Annotated in this window: 2 protein-coding genes; both read left to right on the forward strand. The window is 61.1% G+C overall.

From position 1 onward, the window contains the following. The coding region (locus ACTHLF_RS20430) for a hypothetical protein (protein WP_440329942.1) at positions 1–1,894 on the forward strand (1,894 nt) is incomplete at its 5' end. A 34-nt stretch (positions 1,895–1,928) separates the two neighbouring features. Next, complete coding sequence (locus ACTHLF_RS20435) at positions 1,929–3,977, forward strand: hypothetical protein (protein WP_440329944.1); 2,049 nt, start codon at positions 1,929–1,931, stop codon at positions 3,975–3,977. The last annotated feature ends 98 nt before the right edge of the window (positions 3,978–4,075 follow it).

Raw genomic sequence — 4,075 nt, forward strand, 5'->3', positions numbered from 1 at the left:
GCGCGTACCAGGCGCGCTGCCAGATGGTCGGATTCCTCCGGACGCCACAAATCCCTTCCTGCTCGTACAGGCACCGATCGTCGATGTACCAGGATCGGGATCACTGCCTGGCGACCGCTTTATCGCGATCGTAGATGGCGACGAAAGTGCCGCATCGGCGACGGAATATGTCGCTATGAAGGACGACTATGTAGAACTGCGCATTCCAACGACGCGCATCGACGAGCTGGCTGACGGCTTCCACGCGCTATCGTACCGCGTGTACCCCGATGGTTTCGGCCGCCAGGCTCTCTCTGGTGCGACGCTCATTGACTTGGATCGAACCCCGGCGGGAGGCCGCCTTCTGCCCGGAATCCGTTTCAGCGAGTCTGTGATCTTCGAAGGTCTTTCGCTGGCCACGTTGCTGTCGCTCCCGAACGCTGAGCTGGTCGGCATCATCCCGGACTACGCTGACGTCCATCCTGCAGACGTGATTCACGTCTACATGCACCATCGTGAGTCGGCCCTTGATTTTCCTGCGGCTGTCCTCTCTGCCTCAACAGATGGCAGCCCGATCACTGTCCGCTTTGATCGGCTCCTCCTCGAGCAGATTGATGGCACCGGTCGCGTCGACTTTTACTACTACGTCGTCGATCCCGTGGGCCTGAAGAGCCCCAATTCCGCAGTGACACCGCTCAACTTGGCGGTTAAGGGCGGACCCGAGCGGCTTCCGCCTCCTGGTATCAAGGGTGGAGACGATGGGTTGGTTAGTGACGCCGATATTCGACCCAGTCTCGTTGTAGAGATTCCTGCCCTCACGCCGCAAGCTAAAGCCGGAGACACTATCCAGCTCTATCTTGGTACGAAAGCATTCGGCGAAGTAGAGATCGAACCTGAGGATATCGGTAGCGGCCCCCTCAAGACGCTTTCAATCGACTACGCGACCATGTGGAAACTGGCCGCTCGGGAGACCACCGCTCCGTTCGAGATCACTGCGCGATATCTCCATCGCCGTGCGGGCGTCAATAGTTGGTCTGACAGTGCCACCTATTCATGTGATTTCACCCTCCCCGGCGGAGCAGATCCGGTACCTGCCACACCCGAGCACGAGGCATTGGACAAGCCCGTACTGCGCGGCGTCGACGCCGACGAGGACAATGTCATCACTTTTGCCGACTCGACAAAGCCCGCAACGGTCCGTATCGGTAACGACACCAACGCATCGTCCCGGGTCATTCCCGCATTCGAGCGTGGAGACACGATTTACGTGAAGATGGGTGACACCGTGGTGGGCGCCCCTCACACCTTCGATGGAGAGGCCTACCCGATCTACGTAAACATCTCCGCCAAGGAGCTAAACGAGCACGCTGGTTTCTCTGCTCTTTCGTACGACGTGGTCCGTGAGCTTTCGACGAGTCCGCATACCGCCGTCGCACAGTCTCCTGCGCAACTTATCCGAATCGACTCCGCGCAGGCACTTCCTGGTGCGGGCCTCCAACTCGCTCCGTCGATTTTCCTGCAAGCCCGTGCTTGGGAGGGACTCGGCAAGGCCTACGGACTTGAAGGACGGGACTTCGTAGACGGATTTACACCGCTTCGTCTTTTCGGCTACGCGAACATGAACGCTGGTGACAAGGTCGTAATTACGTTCACGGCATTTGACAGGTACGACGATGGCAACCGTGTACCTGAGGCGGACTTCCGCATCGATCGCATCATCGTCCCAGGTGACCTGGTTGCGAAGGCTGATCCAGACCCGGTCACCGGCGATCTCATCTACGTCGACATGAAGTTCCCAATCGATCCCGCAAAGACGCTGGTGCACGGTCATTTCGAGTATTCCCACACGATTAACAACGCGGCGGGTCCGGGCTTCTCAGCGTCGAAGAACGTGACGATCAAGGTTCGGTTTTGAGCCGGGTATAGCGCAACAACCAAGGAGAAAGATTATGAAAGAACAGGATACTCTTCGTGCACTTGCGCCTCCGATCATTCGCGAGGCGGCTGATGGCGGACTAGGTTATGACGACGTCATTGAAAACCCGTGGCGTTGCGTCACCGCGCAGGTCAAGGAATGGGGTCGGCTCGTCGCCGGAGATACGATTGAGATTCTCTGGGGTCCCTCTCTCGCCCCTGTCGCGAGCCATGTGTATCGCACGGAGGAGGACTGGGCGCCGCTTATCAGCATTGACGTGGCGCGGATCTACGAGCACGGTGAAGGCTTGATGGCAGTGGCGGCCAAACTCACAACCGTGGATTCGGGGGAGTCTCAGGTCTCTGATTCCGCGCCCATCATCGTGAAATTCACCGTTCCCGGCGGGTTGGATGAAACACCATCGACTCCTTACTTGAACGAGCGCCTCGCTCCGCCGAGCGTGTCCCCCAACCCGCTTCCCGATGATTTCGGCGGTGTGGCCGTCGTGATCCAGCCGTATGAGCACATGTCTGCGGGCGACACGTTGAGCGTCCGCTGGCAGGGCATGGCAATCACGCGGCCAGCGCTTTCGGTGGATGAAGTCGGGCGTCCGGTTCGTATCCCCATCGACCGTGAAATGGCGAAGTCGACTGCTGGCGAGGACGTCACGGTTTGCTACCAGGTGTATGACATCGTCGGGAACTGGTCTCGCTGGTCACCGTCCGCGGTGGTCCGGGTGCCTCCCGACGAAGGCAGCCTCCCTGCCGCGCCTTGGGTTACGGGAACGACCGATGATATTGGCCGTGAACTGAAGCTCGAAGTCGTAGGCACCCGGCCCGTTATCGTACGCGTCGAGAATCATCCCGTGCCGGCAGGTACATCGATCTCTATCCTCTGGGAGGGTGTCACCGCGACCGGAAAGGCGCTGGTGTATCGGACCGAAGAACAACGCGTACAGCGGCCGGGTCAGACGCTTGACTTCTCCGTACCAAATGCTCGCGTAACAGAGCTCGCCGGGGGCGAAGTGTCCGTGAGTTATGCATTCGTTCTGGACGGAGTACCCAAGCGGTCCAAACGGCGCCATCTTACGGTCGTGGGGCAAGTGCAGCCACTGCAGCCGCCGGCTCTGAGCGAGGCTCATGCTGGATCGGTCGATCCTGACCGTACGGCAGGCGGCGCACATGTCGACGTGCTTGCGTGGCCCGGACTCGATCGCGATGACCGTTGCTTCCTGGAGTGGACCGGCCAGCGCGCGGATGGGACGCCTACGTTCTTCAACGCGTCCTTGTCGGGTGCGGATCTCGGAGCCGACGGCATTCTCACCTTCCGCGTACCAGGGGAGGAAGTTGCGCGTGTCGCGGGCGGGCGCCTTCGCATTCGCTATAGCGTGGCTGTCCATACCCCCGTCCGTTCGGGCCATGGTTTGCGAACCGAACCATTGGTACAGATCTCCTCGCCCTGGCTTGAATTGGTCGTCGGGGAGCTGAAAGTGCCTTTGAGTATTGACTCAACCCCAGCGACCCTCTCGGCACCGATCATCCGTACCGAAGAGCGCGTAACTGTCCCGCCGGCTGGCGCTTTTGTGGCGCGGATGGCGACGGGTGGCGTACCGCCGTATCGTTACTCGGCGAGCAGTGGCGCCGTCGAGGTTGACGAGGCGACTGGGCGCGTGGTGTCGCTGCGCAATGGCGATGCCGTCGTCACGGTGACCGACGCGAAGGGTGCTACGGCGTCCTACCCGGTTTCGGTGAGTGGCGTCCTCCATCTCGTCGACCTGGGATCCGAGATGATGTGGGGGTACGCCTCCGCCGCCGCGGCCAAAGCCGGCGGTCGGGTTCCGCACGTCGAGGAGTGGGATGCCATGCGCGCGGTCTATGGCGGCGAGCCGGGTATCCGTGAGAACGCCGCCTGGTCCGATACCCCGGCGAACTCCGTAACGCGCTACGTGGTGTTCCCTGCGACGGGTGTCCGGGAGGTTCGCCGATCCTCGCTCACGCGACTTGAGCCGGATGAGCGCTGGATCCCTGTCGGACCGACGCTCGGCACCGCCTGGGCCTGGGTGATCCTCGCCCCCACTGCCTGATTTGCCTAACGGCGGGCGGGGCCCCGGCAGCGCCCGCTCTCCACTAAAACAATCATACGGGATATCCATGCCATGAATGGCTGTGGTGCGGTTAGTAG

It is taken from the genome of Luteibacter sp., assembly GCF_051958795.1.
GTDB lineage: Bacteria > Pseudomonadota > Gammaproteobacteria > Xanthomonadales > Rhodanobacteraceae > Luteibacter.